Below are 14,716 nucleotides of genomic sequence, written 5' to 3'. Positions count from 1 at the left end.
GGCATCGGCTGGAGACAAATTTATGGCGAGCACCCAGGATCGCTTGTCTGGATCTGGCGAGGCGGTGTCTGGAAATGGCAGGAATTCAGCACCGGGGCGCGGGCTCGCCGGGGCCTTTGAAGGGTCGGCGGCGCTCCGAGACGCCGCCCAAGGCGTCCGTCAGGCCTTCGGTGCGCCCACCTGCCGGCTTGGATCCGCCGCGGCGAAGGCCTCCAGCTGCTCGCAGGCGGCCATCACCCGCATCACGGTCGGAATGCCCGGCACGTCGATCTTGAAGACGCGCATCACCGCGATGATGCTGGCCAGACAAATGTCGGCAATCGTCGGCGTGTCGCCGTGGCAGAAGGTGCCGGTGCCGGGCTCAGTGGTCAAGCGTTGCTCCAAGGCCTGCAAGCCCGTCATGAACCAGTGGATCTGCCAGGCACGCCAGGCCGCATCATCGAAGCCGCTTTGGGTGGTGAGGTACTTCTTGACCCGCGGGGTGATCAAAGGGTGAGTGTCTGCCGCCAGCATGGCCGCAAAGGAACGCACGCGGGCACGGCCGTGCGCATCGGTCGGCAGCAGCGCGGGCGTCGGAAAGCTCTCCTCGATGAATTCCAGGATGGCCAGCGACTGCGTCAGGGGCGTCTGCGGCTGACCCGGACCGTGGTCCACGAGCGCCGGAATCGCGCCCATCGGGTTGATCTTGAGGAAAGCCTCGCTGCGCTGCTCGCCGGCATCGAGGTTGATGGTGTGCTCCTGCGGCGTCACGCCCTTGAGGTTGAAGGCGACGCGGACGCGGTAGGTCGCGGAGGTGCGCCAAAAAGAGAAGAGCTCAAATCGGGCGGTGTTGGTCATGGGAGTCCTGTTAGCAGGGTGCGAGCTATCGCCTGTAGAAGCAGCGTGGGTGCGTACGGGCCGGATTGTGGGTGATTGCACGTGGTGTCTGCGACTACGGAGCGATTGCGAACCGACTCACAGCTCAACCAGGTCGCATTACATGCCGGCGATGACAGCTTCGTAGAAGGCGCCACGCGCGGCTTTGGATCTGGGCGATGGCCGGTATGGGCCCGAAGCGGTCACCTGAAGGTGGGCAGCATAGCAGCCATTACGTTTGCGGTGCTCCGCAGGCGCTGCGGGTGATGCCAACCACGCCTTCATTTCCAACCACTGCGATTTCGGCCGAAGAGCCGTTCTCCAGCACGTACAGGAGCGAAACGATACCTGTCGTGGGGAAGCAGACGAATGTCATCTGCTCCCCGGATTCGTAAAGGACCTTGCCAAGGGGCAAGTGGACCAACTCGAGCATGGGCTTCCAACGCTGCCACTCTGCATCCGGTAAACACGCAAGCAGTTGATTCTTGCGAGGATCGTCGGGTTCAGTCATGTGGCTCACCTCCAAGTTGACTACTGTCACAGGACGAGGCTCGCCGATAGATTTGTAGATCTCGCAGGATCGGCCAGAATCAAATGACGGTCTGTCCGATACCGTACATAGGCCGTAACTGTACCTGCTGACCGTTGTTGATTTCATTGATCAACCCGAAATGCTAACCGGGTGAGTTGCACGAGGTGTCATCACTGTGCTCTGACTCTGAAGCGCAGACCGGTGCTTGCCAATTGGGGCATGCGCCATTGGTGCGCGCGTGCCAGTGCTTGCACAGTGCATGGTTCTGGTGGCCAAGTACGCCGACCACCTGCCGCTGTACCGCCCGGAAGCGATCTTCAGCCGAGCTGGCCTCGCCATCCCCCACTCCACCCTGGCGCAATGGGTGGGCTGCTGTGGCGTGCAGTTGCAGCCGTCACCGACTGGCTTGGTGTCAGGGGTGAACTCAGGCATCAGCAACGCCCAACTTTTGAGCAGCAGCCCGCATATCATGCTGGCCGTGGCCTGCGGGCGTTGTCCACTTGGTTATCCACAGGTTAGAGCACAGTCCCTGTGGGTAACGAACGGAAAAATACCCGCTCGACTCAGTGGGACGTGTTGTAAGGCCGTCATCAGCGTTCGCTCGCCACTCACCTGACTCAGCGCGGCCTCCGCATCAACCGGTAGACCACAGGCACCACCAGCAGCGACAGCAAAGGCGCGCTGATCATCCCGCCGATCATGGGCGCTGCAATGCGCTGCATCACCTCGCTGCCGGTGCCCATGCCCCAGAACAGCGGCAGCAAGCCGGCCACGATGGTGGCCACCGTCATGGCCTTGGGCCGCACCCGCAACACCGCGCCTTCGCGGATGGCTTCCAGCAACGACAGTTCATCGGTGCGCCCGGCGTCCAGCCGCTCCTGCCAGGCCTGCTTGAGGTAGATCAGCATGATCACGCCGAACTCGGCCGCCACACCCGCCAGCGCAATGAAGCCCACCACGCTGGCCACCGACAGGTTGTGCCCGAGCAGCCAGAGGAACCACACCCCACCCACCAGCGCGAACGGAAGCGTGGACATGATCAGCAAGGCTTCGTCGAAGCGGCGGAAGATCAGGTACAGCAGCACGAAGATGATCAGCAGCGTGACCGGCACCACCAGCTTGAGCTTGGCGGTGGCGCGCTCCAGGAATTCGAACTGCCCCGACCACGACACGGAGTACCCCGCGGGCAGCGCCACCTGCTCGGCTACCGCGCGCTGCATGTCGAGCACCGCGCCGCGCAGATCGCGCCCGCGGATGTCCACGTACACAAAGCCGGTCAGGCGCGCGTTTTCGCTGCGCAGCATGGGCGGGCCTTCGGTAATGCGCAGGTCGGCCACGTCGGACAGCACCAGGCGTTGCCCGGTGGGCGCCACGATGGGCAGTGCGCGCAGCTCGGGCAACGAGTCTCGCAGCTCGCGCGGGTAGCGCAGGTTGATCGGGAAACGCTGCAGGCCCTCCACCGTCTCGCCGATGTTCATGCCACCCACGCTGCCGGCCACGATATCCTGCACATCGGCGATGTTCAGGCCGTAGCGCGCGGCGTCACTGCGGCGGATGTCCACGTCGATGTAACGCCCGCCCGTCAACCGCTCGGCCAGTGCGCTGCTCACACCGGGCACGTCTTTCACCGCGCGCTCGATCTCGCCGGTGAGGCGGTCGATGGTGGCGAGATCCGGCCCGGCCACCTTCACGCCCACGGGGCTCTTGATGCCGGTGGCCAGCATGTCGATGCGGTTGCGGATCGGAGGCACCCAGATGTTGGAGAGACCGGGCACGCGCACGGTGCGGTCGAGCTCTTCGATCAGCGCCTCGGGCGTGAGGCCGGCACGCCACTCGTCACGCGGCTTGAACTGGATCGTGGTCTCGAACATCTCCAGCGGCGCCGGGTCGGTGGCGGTCTCGGCACGCCCGGCCTTGCCGTACACGCTCTGCACCTCGGGAATGGTCTTGATCAGGCGGTCGGTCTGCTGCAGCAGCTCGGCCGCCTTGGCGGCGGACAAGCCGGGCAGCGCCGTGGGCATGTAGAGCAGATCGCCTTCGTCCAGCGGCGGCATGAACTCGCTGCCCAGCTGGCGCAACGGCCACAGGCTGGCCACAAGCACCAGCGCCGCCACCACCAGCGTGAGCTTCGGCGCCTTCAGCACCGCTTCGAGCACCGGGCGGTAGAGCGCGATCAGCGCGCGGTTCAACGGGTTGGCGGTCTCGGCCGGGATGCGCCCGCGAATCAGATATCCCATGAGCACCGGAATCAGCGTCACAGCCAGACCGGCGGAGGCCGCCATGGCATAGGTCTTGGTGAAGGCCAGCGGTGCGAACAGCCGGCCTTCTTGCGCCTCCAGCGTGAACACCGGGATGAAGCTCAGCGTGATGATGAGCAGCGAGAAGAACAGCGCCGGTCCCACCTCGGCCGCGGCGTCACCGATCACCCGCCAGCGTGGCTCGCCCTGCAGCGTTTCGCCCGGGTGCTGGTGCGCCCAGCGCTCCAGGTGCTTGTGCGCGTTTTCGATCATCACGATGGCCGCGTCCACCATGGCGCCGATGGCGATCGCGATGCCACCCAGGGACATCACGTTGGCGTTGATGCCCTGTTGCTGCATCACAATGAAAGCCATCAGCACACCCAGCGGCAGCGAGATGCTGGCCACCAAGGCACTGCGCAGGTGGAACAGAAAGGCCAGGCACACCAGCGCCACGACGATGAACTCCTCCACCAGCTTCTCGCCCAGGTTCTTTACCGCTCGTTCGATCAGGCCCGAGCGGTCGTACACCGGCACGATCTCCACGCCCGCCGGCAGGCTGCGCTGCAGCTCGGTCAGGCGGGCCTTCACCGCCTCGATGGTCTGCAGCGCGTTCTTGCCCGAGCGCATCACCACCACGCCACCCACGGCCTCGCCCTCGCCGTTGAGCTCACCGATGCCGCGCCGCATCTCGGGCCCGGTCTGCACCCGCGCCACGTCACCCAGGCGCACCGACACACCGCTGGCGCTGGTGATGAGCGGGATCGCGCGGAAGTCGTCGAGCGTCTTCAGGTAGCCATTGGCGCGCACCGCGTACTCGGCCTCGCCCAGCTCCAGCACCGAACCGCCGGCCTCCTGGTTGCCCCGCGCCACCGCCTCGGCCACCATGGCCTGCGTCACGCGGTAGGCGGCCATCTTGTCGGGGTCGAGCACGATCTGGTACTGCTTGACCATGCCGCCCACGCTGGCGACCTCGGCCACGTCCGGCACGGTCTTGAGCTCGAAGCGCACGAACCAGTCCTGCAGGGCGCGCAGTTGCGCCACGTCCTGCCCACCGGTGCGGTCGACCAGCGCGTACTGGTAGATCCAGCCCACGCCCGTGGCGTCGGGTCCAATGGATGAGGAGGCGCCGCGCGGCAGGCGCGCCTGCACCTGGTTGAGGTACTCCAGCACGCGCGAGCGCGCCCAGTACGGGTCCACCGCGTCTTCAAACAACACGTACACGAAGCTGTCGCCGAACATCGAGAAGCCGCGCACCGCGCGGGCCCCCGGCACCGAGAGCATGGTGGTCGTCAGCGGGTAGGTGACCTGGTTTTCCACGATCTGCGGCGCCTGCCCGGGCCAGGTGGTGCGGATGATGACCTGCGTGTCGGAGAGATCGGGCAGGGCATCCAGCGGCGTGCGCTGCAGGGCCACCACGCCCCAGGCGCTCAGCAGCGCGGTGGCCAGCAACACCAGAAAGCGGTTGGCAATGCTCCAGCGGATCAGGCCGGCGATCATCGGGTCTTCTCCGGCGGCATCACCTTCAGGCCGGTGATCTGCGGCACGTCACCGTCCTGCATCTCGAACTCGATCTGCAACCGGTCCCCCACCTCCATCCGCCGGGGCTGGCGCTCTTTCGGCGGCAACCGGAAGTCCATCTGCATCTCGGGCCACCTGAGCGCCGGGATCGGGGGATGCGTCAGCGTGACCGTGTCGCCGGCGAGCGCATCGATCACTGCATCGGTGGTGTAGCGCGGCTGGGCGGCCCCGGCCGGCGGCTCCTGGTTCAGGCGTGCTTCCAGACCCCGCAGGCTGGCCTCGGAGTCGATCAGGAACTGTCCCGACAGAACCACCCGCTGGCCCGCTTCCAGACCCGCCTTCACCTCGGTCTGGCCATTCGCCTCGTTGCCGGCCACCACCTCCACCGGCCGAAACCGACCGCCATCCTCGGCCAGCATCACGACGCTGCGCCGCCCGGTCCGGATGATGGCGTCGCTGGGTACCAGCAGCGTGGCCGGGCCGGCGCGGGGTTCCAGCCGCATACTGACCTGCATGCCGGGCACCAGCCGTCCTTGCGGGTTGGCCAGTTCGACACGCGCGCGCACCGTGCGGGTGACCGCATCGACCTCGGGCAACAGGGTCTGCACCCGACCTTCGAAGCTTTCCCCAGGCGCGCCCGGGCTGGTGGTGCGCACGCGCGTGCCCGGCCCGATCAGCGCGGCCTGGCTTTCCGGCACCGCCCCTTCGGCCCACACCGTGCGGGTGCCCTGCAGTCGCATGAGCGCCATGCCCGGGGCGACGGTGGCGCCCTCGCGGACCATCAGCTCGCTCACGATGCCCGCCAACGGTGCGGTCAGAGTCAGACGCGGCTGCACCACACCTGAACTCGCCACCCGCTGGATGTGGGCCGGGGTCATGCCGGCCTGGCGCATGCGCTGGCGCGCGGCGTCCTTCAGGGGGTCGACGCCCTCACCCGCAAGCCGGGCCAGCGCCAGGTATTCCTCCTGCGCGGCCACCCACTCGGGCACATACAGGTCGGCCAGGGGCGCGCCGGCGGCCACCCGGTCGAAGGTGGCCTTCACATGGAGCTTCTCGACGAAGCCCATCGCCCGCGAGGACACCTCCACCCGCTCGCGCTCGTTCCAGGCCACGTTGCCAACCGCCGTCACCTCGGACGCCAGGGTCCCTTCCACCACCGGGGCGGTTCGCAACCCCAGGTTCTGCTGGATGCGCGGGCTCACCGTGATGCTGCTGGCGTCGGCCGCGTCGGTGCCGGCATAACGCGGCACCAGCATCATGTCCATGAACGGCGATTTCGCCGGTGCGTCGAAGTTTTTGCCCGGCACCATGGGGTCGTGGTAGTTCAGGATGCGTCGGCCGGTCACCGGGTCCTGGTCACCCGCTTTGAGCCCGTCGCGAATGTGCCGGCGGGTGGCTTCCTCCCCCTGGGGGATGGTCCATTGCGAAGGGTCGATGTCCGCCGGCCCTGCACCGGCCGCTGCCTGGGCAGGCGCCGAGGCTCCGGCCACCAGCAGGGTGCCGGCCTTGCCCTGCTGGATCCCCAGCCACCAGCCGGCGCCGCCGACTGCAGCCAGGACAGCCAGCACAGCCAGCCCGGCCAGCACAGTAGTTGCACGCTGATGTCTCATGGCTTCACCCCGGTGTGGTTGTCGGTCAGGAGGTATTCGAGCTGGGCCCAGGCGCCAGCGGTCTGCCGCTCGAGCAGCAGGCGTTCCAGCGCCAGATCCAGCACCGCCCGGCGTGCCTGAAGCACCGGGCCCAGGCCCTCGCGCCCGCCCCGGTACGCGGCCAGCGCGGCATCGACCCGCTGCGCGGACAGGGGCACTCGCCGGGTATCCAGAAAGTCCAGCCGATCCAGACCGGACCGCCATTGCTCCTGCCACCGCTGCACCTGCAGCAGACGCTCGCGGGTCTGCTCCTCGCGTTCGGCCTGCAGTTCGTCCACCCTCGACAGACGCGCGGCCAGCTCGCGCTCCTGGCGTTGCGGCCTGTCCCATTGCAGGGGCACCGACACCGCCACCGAAGCCATGTTCGAGAACTGTCGGCCGCGCTGGCTGAACATGAATTCCACGCTCCAGTCGGGATCGAGTTCCTGGCGGGCCAACTCGGCCTCTGCACGGGCAGCCCGCTCCCTGGACTGCAGCGCCGCAATGTCGGGCAGGCGCTCGGCCAGCGTCGGCTCGCTCAGTGCTGCGGGACGCTGCCGCAGCGGCGGCGGGTCGGCCAGCGGCTGGTCGGACGCGCCCCCGATGAGGCGGGCCAGCCACAGACGTGCCTCGGCCCGGTCGGCGGTCGCGCCGATCACACTTTGCTCCAGCTGCGCGAGCAGCTCGCGTGCGCCCACTGCATCGTTGAGGGTGGCCTTACCACCCCGGACCGCCGACTCGGTGGTCTGGACCAGCAGGCGTGCCTCAGCCACCTGGGCTTGCAGCAAGCCGATGCGCTGCTCCTGCATGTGCCGCTCCAGCCATGCCTGGGCCACCTCGACCCGCAGCAGGGCGATACGCCGGTCCCGCTCGCTCAAGGCCGCATCGGCCTCGCGCTCGAAGCGCTCCCTGCGCGCCTGGCGCTTTGACGAATTCGGTAATGTCTGCGTTATTGAGACCGAGCGCATGGTCATGAAGTCACGAGTGACGCTGAAGCGCTCTGGCCCGTCCACTGGCAGGTTATCGAGCGAGAGGCGCAGCACCGGGTCGGGGCGCTGCGCTGCCGCCACCGCCATCTCGCGCGCACCTTGCGCGGCGGCGGCAGAGGCTTCGAGGCTGCGCGAACGAGCCAGGGCTGCGTTTATCGCAGCGCTCAGGCTCAAGGGTTCATCTGCAGCGGCGGGTGTGATCAACGCGAGCAGGCCAACCAGGGCCAGCATGGCGCGAGCAAGAAAAAGCGAAAGGTATTCCATGTCTGAGCTCCGGAGCAGGCGCGCTCGGGTGCAGTAGCCCTAACAGCGCGCGACGGCAGCACCACCGGCGGGTGGGCTGCGCTGTGCAGGGAATCAGACGGAAGTGGGTGGGCGCCAGAGACGCGAGGTCGAGCCCGGCGGCAGGCTGCGCCAAGTGGGCGCTTGAGGGTCCTGAGTGTCCGGCGTCAGGGCCACGAGGGATAGGAAAGCCGGCATGCCGGCGGCGGGTGCGGCGCAACTCTGCACGCTCTTGCAAGGCTGGCCTGTGCGCTCGAAGGTGGCCAGGTCGTTGCAGCAATCGTCCATGGCCTCGGCCGAGGTGTCTGCCGTCTCGCCGGCTGCTTCCGCCGTGGCCATCATGTCCTGCATGGGGCATGGTGACGCAGGCACCTGCCACGCCGCGATACCCTGTAGGGGCAGCAGCAAACACAGGACAAGAACAAGCAGGCGACGCATGGGCGGATTCTAGGGCGCGCTGGCCGACCGCGCTTGCTGGGCAGGTCTTGGTTCCTGGTCGCCCACTACGCTGCGCTCGCGATCGTATGGGGCGGGTTGCTGGTGGCGCGAAGGGACCGGGGTATTTGAGGGCCCGGAAACTGCAAGCAAAACCGCGTTGTTCCTGCTGCCGATGTGACACAGGCGCTGCCGCCATGAGCCAGCATGATGGCTTTGGTGATGGCCAGACCCAAGCCCGCGCCATCGGACGACGGGTGCGCGCGTGCCTTGTCCACTCGATAGAACCGGTCAAACAGACGCGGCAGATCGGCAGCTTCAATTGTGTCGCCCGTGTTGGTGACACACAGGTTGATGCCATCCAACTCAGGGACTATGGTTAGTTCAATATCGGTGTCCGGGTGCGCGTGCCGCAGTGCGTTGGACAGCAAATTGCTGATGGCCCGCCGGATCATCAGGCGATCACCCACCACGCTGCCCGCCCCCACCACCTGAAGACGAAGCTCCTTGTCTTCGGCGACCGCATCGTAAAAATCCACAAGACTCTTCACCTCGTCTTCCAGCGTGACATCTTCGCGATTCGGGAGCTGGATGCCGTGATCCGTCTTCGCGAGAAACAGCATGTCGGACACCATGCGCGCCAGGCGCTGGAACTCCTCGGCGTTGGAGGCAAGGATGTCGCGGTAGGTTTCTGGATCACGGTGCTGCGACAGCGACACCTGGGTCTGTGTCAGCAGGTTGCTGATGGGGGTGCGCAGTTCGTGGGCGATGTCGCTCGAGAACTCCATGAGCTTCGCAAAATCCTGCTGCAGCCGCTCCAGCATGGTGTTGAGGCTATTGGCCAGCTCCGCCATCTCCACGGGCACGGCGTCGATCGGCATGCGCTCGTCGAGCTTGTGGGCCGTGACCTTGAGCGCTCGCTCCTTCATGGCCCGCAGCGGGGCCAGACCGCTGCGGGCCGCCCACCACCCCAAAAGCCCACTGAGCAACGAGGCCAGCGCCACGTACAGGATCAACTGCTGGCGCAGTGTCTGCATGAAATGGGTATGGTGATGCGTGTCCAGCGCGAGAGTGAGCCGCAAGCGCTGCCCCGGACCTGTAGTTACAGAAGGAATTTGGGCTTCCAACAGCTCAGTGCTCATGCCTCGCAGTTGTCTCTCACCATCAGCCCAATCCATAGGCTGATCTGGGGCGCTTCGCGCGGCCAGTTCTGTTGGAAACGCGATGCCGCCGGTGCCAAACAGCAGATCGTCACCGCGCGTGAGTGAGATGAACAGGCCTTGATGGCTGTTGAGGGATTCATCCAGCTTGGCGGACAGTTCGGCCGGCTCTGGCGTTTCATCGACGATCTTCTGGATGAGCTGCACTTTGTCCAGCAGGTAGTCGCGATCAAGGTCAATGAAGTGCAGATGGGTGGACCATACCACCAGGATGCCTAGGCCCAGCAGCACCAAGGTCGACACCAAGGTGTACAAAAAAGTGAGTCGTGCTGTGAGTGTCAAGCGCCGGATCATCAGGATTTCTCCGGCACTTCCAGCACGTAGCCCATGCCTCGCACTGTCTGTAGCAGGCGGCATTCAAACCCGTCATCCACCTTGGCGCGCAGCCGACGCATGGCTACTTCGATCACGTTGGTGTCACTGTCGAAATTCACGTCCCACACCTGAGAGGCGATCAGCGACCGTGGCAACACCTCTCCCTTGCGGCGCATCAGCAATTCCAGCAAGCCAAACTCCTTGGCGGTCAGGTCAATGCGCTTACCAGCTCGGGTAACCCGCCGGCGCAGTAGGTCCAGCTCCAGATCCGCAACCTGTAGCGTGGTTGGCTCCATCCCTGAGCGCCCTCGGCGCAGGATGGTGCGCACTCTTGCCAGCAGCTCTGAAAACGAAAACGGTTTGACCAGGTAGTCGTCCGCACCGAGTTCCAGACCTTTGACGCGATCGTCCACATGGTCCTTGGCGGTCAGGAACAGCACCGGCATCTCCCGGCCCTGGGCACGCAGACCTCTGAGCACCTGCCACCCGTCCAGGCCGGGCAGCATCACATCCAGGATGACCAGGTCGTGGTCGCCCTCCAGCGCCTGGTGCAACCCGTCCACGCCGTTGTTGAGCAACTCAACCGCGTAGCCCGCCTCGCGCAGGCCCATGCACAGGTACTCACCCGTCTTGCGCTCGTCTTCAACAATCAAGATTTTCACATTCACTCCTGGAGAGATTTTCACTGCCAGCGCCCTCCTGCAACCGAACCTGACAACTTTGTAATGAAACCGACAGGTTCATGACGGGTTGCCCTTTGCACACTGCCCTCAGCTTGAAACAGTTGAACAGGAGCAAATCAGTGATTCATCAACGTTATCCATCCACAGCACTGCGGACCCTCGCATTGGGCGTGCTGGCACTCCCCTTGGTGGTGTCTGCCCAGATCGCACCGGCGCCCGCCGAGAAGAACTGGCGCGAAGCCAACGACGCCGTGGGTCAGTACAAGCGCGGCCACGCCGACATTCTCAAGTGGGAAAAAGAGAACTCGCCCGCTGCGTCCGTTCAGGAGCAGGCCACCCCCAGTCTGAGCTTGATGACGGCGGAAGACGCTGTTCGCCAGGCCTGGCGGGCACACCTTGAACTGGTGAAGCCCATGAACCGGATCGGCGCGGCTAACGTGGATCTGATCGCCAAAGGACAGTGGGCCGAGCTGGATCCCATTCTGCAGCGCAAGGTGGACGATCTAGACGAGTTGATGGAAGTCGCCGCGCAAGCTCGCAAGTCGTGGTTTCAGGCTGTTGCCGCCCGCCAGGTGCTCAAGCAGCACCGTGATGCCCTGGATGCGGCTGAAGCCGGCAACGAGCTGGGTCGCCGCATGGTGAGTGTGGGCAATTGGAGCAAGCTCCAGCAGGCCCAGGTTCAACTGGCTCAGTCATCCGCCAAGATGAACGTGCGACGCGCACAGAACACCGCCACGCAGGCCGAAGCCTCACTCGTCAAAACGTTGGGCCTCACCGGCATGCACAGCGCTGTTGCGCTGCCTGACCGTTTGCCCGATGTGCCGGTCCAAGCCTTGTCGCAACAAGTGCTGGACGAGCGCGCTGCGGCCATTGCTGCACAACTGCCGCGCGCCGAGGGCATGCGCAATGGCGCCAACGCCCGCCTCGCTCGCCAGGCCTACCTCTCCAGCCACGCACTGGCCGTGAGTGCGCGCGAAGAAGTGCTGAAGGTTCGAGAGTTCATCACCGAAGAAACCGTCCTTCACTACAACGGCATGCTCAAGAGCGTCTGGGACTTGCTGGGTGAGGTTTCCAGCCAGTCACAAGCCGTGGCCAGTGCCATCGAAGCGCAGCGCGACTTCTGGATCGCTGAGACCGATCTGCAGTGGGTCCTGCAAGGCGGGGCTCCCGACAGTTTTGTCTCCCTGGGTGGGGGCGGCGGTGAGCCCGCTGCCGCCGCGGGTCACTGATCACATCGAACGCACAGAAAGAAAACCAACATGAGTCTCCTCAATTCACGCCGTCAGTTTTTTGCGGGTGCTGCCGCTTCGGTGGCTGGGCTGGCCGTTGCGCGCTCTGCCATGGCCGCCCTGCCTGAGCCTGTCTACCAAACGTCTGTGGACACAGCACCTCCCTTGGTGCCCACTACCGGCAGGCCCTACAACCCAGTGGTCACACTCAACGGCTGGACCCTGCCCTGGAGGATGAACAACGGCGTCAAGGAGTTCCACTTGGTGGCCGAGCCGGTTGTGCGCGAGGTCTCCCCAGGTTTCAAGGTCAACATGTGGGGCTACAACGGCCAGAGCCCGGGGCCGACCATCGAGGTGGTCGAAGGCGACCGTGTGCGGATCTTCGTCACCAACAAGCTGCCGGAGCACACCACCATCCACTGGCACGGCCAGCGCCTGCCCAGCGGCATGGACGGTGTGGGCGGTCTCAACCAGCCCGCGATCCCAGTGGGCAAGACCTTCGTGTACGAATTTGAAGCGCGCCGCCCGGGTACCTTCATGTACCACCCCCACGCGGACGAAATGGTTCAGATGGCTATGGGCATGATGGGCATGTGGGTCACCCATCCCAAGGGCAAGCATCCCCACATCAGCGAGGTGGACCGTGACTTCTGCTTCTTGCTCAATGCCTTCGATGTGGAGCCCGGCAGCAAGACCCCCAAGATCGCGACCATGACCGACTTCAACATCTGGTGTTGGAACAGCCGAGTTTTCCCCGCCATCGACACACTCAACGTGCGTCTGAACGACCGCGTGCGGATCCGCGTGGGCAACCTCACCATGACCAACCACCCGATTCACCTGCACGGGCACGAGTTTCTGGTGACCGGAACCGACGGCGGCCCAACGCCCCCAAGCACGCGTTGGTATGAGGTGACCACCGACGTGGCCGTGGGACAGATGCGCCAGATCGAACTGATCGCCGATGAGGAAGGCGACTGGGCCATGCACTGCCACAAGAGCCACCACACCATGAACGCCATGGGGCACGATGTGCCCACCATGATCGGCGTGGACCACCGCGGCCTGGTCAACAAGATCCAGAAAGTGGTGCCCGACTACATGCTGATGGGCGAGCGCGGCATGGCCGACATGGGCGAGATGCAGATGCCGATCCCCGACAACACGGCACCCATGATGACAGGGACGGGCCAGTTCGGCCCACTGGAGATGGGTGGCATGTTCACGGTGTTCAAGGTGCGCAAGGACCAGAAGCCGGGCGACTACAAGGACCCGGGCCCCTACAAGTTCCCCGAAGGCACCGTTGCGCACGAATGGACCGGCGCACCGTTGCCCGCCGTGAGGCCCAAGGCCAGCGCAGACACGACGCCCGCCGCCGCTAGTGCAGTCAAACCCACCGGCTCAGCCATGAAGCACTGATCAGACATTCACGCCGATCCTACTCAACCAGACCACAGTCAACAAGGAAACTTCACATGCACATCACCAAAACCTTGATCGTGTCCGCCATGCTGGCGGCCTCAACTGCTTCATTTGCTCATGGCGAAAAGGAGCACGCCAAAGGAGCCACGCCTATGAAGATGGAGCAAAAAGAATGGGGCATCGGCGGCCACTCGAACGCCGTCAAACGCACCGTGGAAATCCGCATGACCGACAACATGCGCTTCACGCCCGATCTCGTTGAGGTCAAGCAAGGCGAGACGATCCGGTTCGTGCACGTCAACAACGGCAAGGTGATGCACGAGTTCGTGCTGGGCACCAAGAAAGAACTCGATGAGCACGCTGCAGCGATGAAGAAGTTCCCTGGTATGGAACACGACGAGCCGTACATGGCACACGTCGGTGCTGGCAAAAAGGGCGAGATCGTCTGGAACTTCAACAAGGTCGGTGAGTTCGACTTCGCCTGCCTGCTGCCGGGCCATTACGAAGCCGGTATGGTCGGCAAGATCAAGGTCGTTGCCAAGTAAACATCACTGCTCAGAACATCTCAACCCAGGATCAACATCATGAACAAACACACGAAAACTGTCGCGCGACTTCTCACCGCTGCCGCACTCTCCCTGTCCTTGCCTTTGATGGCACAAGCGGGTGCAGACCACAGCAAAATGGGAATGGATCACAGCAAGATGACCATGACAGCCACACCCGGCATGACCGACGGCGAAATTCGCAAGATCGACAAAGAGAACGGCAAAGTCACGATCAAGCATGGCGAGATCAAACACATGGACATGCCTCCGATGTCCATGGTGTTCAACGTCAAGGACAAAGCCATGCTGGACAAAGTCCAGGTGGGCGAGAAGATCCAGTTCATCGTCATTCAGGACGCCGGCAAGATGGTCGTCACCGACATCAAAGCGATGAAGTGATTTGACTTTGCTGACCCTCTGGGTCGGTTGGGGTGAAGGGATCGGTTGTCATGACCGATCCTTTTTTTGCATGGGTGACGCCTTTCCTGCTCTGCGAATCCGATCCGACACAGTCTCGCAACCCATGGGCAGGCGTAGGTTGGCGCACAGGCAATCCAAGCATCGTTGTCGATGATGGTGAACCTGCCTCTAGGTACTTTCTAGGAAATCACATGAACCATCAATTTACCCCCAAAAGGTTTGCCACTGTCCCTTTTAAGGCGCTGTGCGCCATCTCGCTGACTGTGCTCATGTCGCTGTCGGCGAATTGAAGTCCCCTCGATTTCCTGAGCCAGTCAGAAGTAGAGGTTGGGGAACAGTTTGACACGGTACTCGACCGGAGGGATTCGGCCGAGAGCTTCATGGGGTCGGTGGTGGTTGT

12 protein-coding genes and 2 pseudogenes are annotated in these 14,716 nt (G+C 64.3%); 6 read left to right on the top strand and 8 right to left on the bottom strand.

Annotation, left to right across the window (positions count from 1 at the left end):
- Window positions 1-159 precede the first annotated feature (159 nt).
- Both maiA and CAP38_RS14650 read right to left on the bottom strand, forming a co-directional pair.
- The gene (maiA, locus tag CAP38_RS14655) at window positions 160-837 is read right to left on the bottom strand and encodes a maleylacetoacetate isomerase (protein WP_086122181.1); all 678 of its coding nucleotides are present in this window, start codon (window positions 835-837) and stop codon (window positions 160-162) included.
- Between the two features lie 280 nt (window positions 838-1,117).
- Window positions 1,118-1,366, bottom strand: a pseudogene (locus CAP38_RS14650) (Crp/Fnr family transcriptional regulator); the annotation flags it as partial.
- Between the two features lie 283 nt (window positions 1,367-1,649).
- Here CAP38_RS14650 and CAP38_RS14645 point away from each other — a divergent pair.
- Window positions 1,650-1,781, top strand: a pseudogene (locus CAP38_RS14645) (transposase); the annotation flags it as partial.
- Window positions 1,782-2,004: 223 nt separating this feature from the next.
- On the opposite strand, the gene CAP38_RS14640 reads toward CAP38_RS14645, so the two are convergent.
- The 6 genes from CAP38_RS14640 to CAP38_RS14615 form a co-directional block, all read right to left on the bottom strand.
- Complete coding sequence (locus tag CAP38_RS14640) at window positions 2,005-5,124, bottom strand: efflux RND transporter permease subunit (RefSeq protein ID WP_086122180.1); 3,120 nt, start codon at window positions 5,122-5,124, stop codon at window positions 2,005-2,007.
- Window positions 5,121-6,755 carry an efflux RND transporter periplasmic adaptor subunit gene (locus tag CAP38_RS14635; protein ID WP_086122179.1) on the bottom strand — a complete coding sequence of 545 codons (1,635 nt, stop codon included), beginning with the start codon at window positions 6,753-6,755 and terminating at the stop codon, window positions 5,121-5,123. The genes CAP38_RS14640 and CAP38_RS14635 overlap by 4 nt, the downstream gene beginning before the upstream one ends.
- Entirely contained in the window at window positions 6,752-7,993 is a 1,242-nt protein-coding gene (locus CAP38_RS14630; RefSeq protein ID WP_179188561.1) for a TolC family protein, read from the bottom strand. The genes CAP38_RS14635 and CAP38_RS14630 overlap by 4 nt, the downstream gene beginning before the upstream one ends.
- A 126-nt stretch (window positions 7,994-8,119) precedes the next feature.
- Complete coding sequence (locus tag CAP38_RS14625; protein ID WP_086122177.1) at window positions 8,120-8,482, bottom strand: hypothetical protein; 363 nt, start codon at window positions 8,480-8,482, stop codon at window positions 8,120-8,122.
- Window positions 8,483-8,547: 65 nt separating this feature from the next.
- A complete protein-coding gene (locus CAP38_RS14620) occupies window positions 8,548-9,993 on the bottom strand; it encodes a heavy metal sensor histidine kinase (RefSeq protein ID WP_086122176.1) in 1,446 nt (481 codons plus the stop codon).
- A complete protein-coding gene (locus CAP38_RS14615) occupies window positions 9,993-10,676 on the bottom strand; it encodes a heavy metal response regulator transcription factor (protein ID WP_086122175.1) in 684 nt (227 codons plus the stop codon). The genes CAP38_RS14620 and CAP38_RS14615 overlap by 1 nt, the downstream gene beginning before the upstream one ends.
- 113 nt (window positions 10,677-10,789) lie before the next feature.
- Here CAP38_RS14615 and CAP38_RS14610 point away from each other — a divergent pair, with 113 nt between their 5' ends.
- From CAP38_RS14610 to CAP38_RS15275, 5 genes are read left to right on the top strand one after another with little or no spacing between them, the layout of a single operon-like run.
- Window positions 10,790-11,926: a hypothetical protein gene (locus CAP38_RS14610; RefSeq protein WP_143435841.1), complete on the top strand. Its 1,137-nt coding sequence runs from the start codon at window positions 10,790-10,792 to the stop codon at window positions 11,924-11,926.
- 30 nt (window positions 11,927-11,956) lie between these two features.
- Entirely contained in the window at window positions 11,957-13,345 is a 1,389-nt protein-coding gene (locus tag CAP38_RS14605) for a multicopper oxidase family protein (protein ID WP_086122173.1), read from the top strand.
- Window positions 13,346-13,401: 56 nt separating this feature from the next.
- On the top strand, window positions 13,402-13,893 hold the full coding sequence (locus CAP38_RS14600; protein ID WP_086122172.1) for a plastocyanin/azurin family copper-binding protein: 492 nt from the start codon (window positions 13,402-13,404) through the stop codon (window positions 13,891-13,893).
- 39 nt (window positions 13,894-13,932) lie between these two features.
- Window positions 13,933-14,295 (top strand): copper-binding protein, encoded by a 363-nt coding sequence (locus CAP38_RS14595; protein ID WP_086122171.1) that lies wholly within the window; start codon window positions 13,933-13,935, stop codon window positions 14,293-14,295.
- A 50-nt stretch (window positions 14,296-14,345) separates the two neighbouring features.
- Window positions 14,346-14,606: a hypothetical protein gene (locus tag CAP38_RS15275; protein ID WP_143435840.1), complete on the top strand. Its 261-nt coding sequence runs from the start codon at window positions 14,346-14,348 to the stop codon at window positions 14,604-14,606.
- Window positions 14,607-14,716: the final 110 nt, after the last annotated feature.

The sequence above is a fragment of the Hydrogenophaga sp. IBVHS2 genome, assembly GCF_002127215.1.
Taxonomy (GTDB): Bacteria; Pseudomonadota; Gammaproteobacteria; order Burkholderiales; family Burkholderiaceae_C; genus Hydrogenophaga.
This window is presented reverse-complemented; position numbering and strand designations above follow the sequence as displayed.